The organism is Lactobacillus sp. UMNPBX6 (assembly GCF_002553975.1).
GTDB classification, from domain to species: Bacteria; Bacillota; Bacilli; order Lactobacillales; family Lactobacillaceae; genus Lactobacillus; species Lactobacillus gallinarum.
On sequence record NZ_PCZD01000135.1, the window covers coordinates 1 to 430 of the forward strand.

The 430-nt window shown below is 43.0% G+C and carries 1 protein-coding gene; it reads left to right on the plus strand.

What is annotated here, in order from left to right:
* Nucleotides 1-341: TIGR01440 family protein (locus CP357_RS09980; RefSeq protein ID WP_098037222.1), on the plus strand; the 341-nt coding region annotated here is incomplete at its 5' end.
* Between the last annotated feature and the right edge of the window lie 89 nt (nt 342-430).

Genomic DNA, 430 nt, shown 5'->3' on the forward strand with positions numbered 1-430 from the left:
GCGAGCATCTTAATCGGGCACTTGTTGTCGAACGAAATGTAGCTAAGGAGCGCGGCTTTGAACAAGTTACTGTCTTCCCTTCGCTCCATGCAGGTGGTGCAGGACAAATTGCTGCTTTTGAAAACTTTAACGATTCGATTGAAGTTGAACACATTACTGCTGAAGCCGGCATGGACATCGGTGATACCTCGATTGGCATTCATGTTAAGTTTGTCCAAGTTCCAGTTCGCACTTCGATAAAACAAATCGGACTGGCTCATACGACTTATCTCCGCAACCGACCAAAATTGATTGGTGGTGCGCGCGCAAAATACGAATGGGATCCGTTTGACAATAAATAATTTTAATTATGAGGCTGCGAGAAAACTTTTTCAACAGCCTCTTTTTTTATACGAATCTTGTTACGATATCGTGGAAATCCTTGTAGACT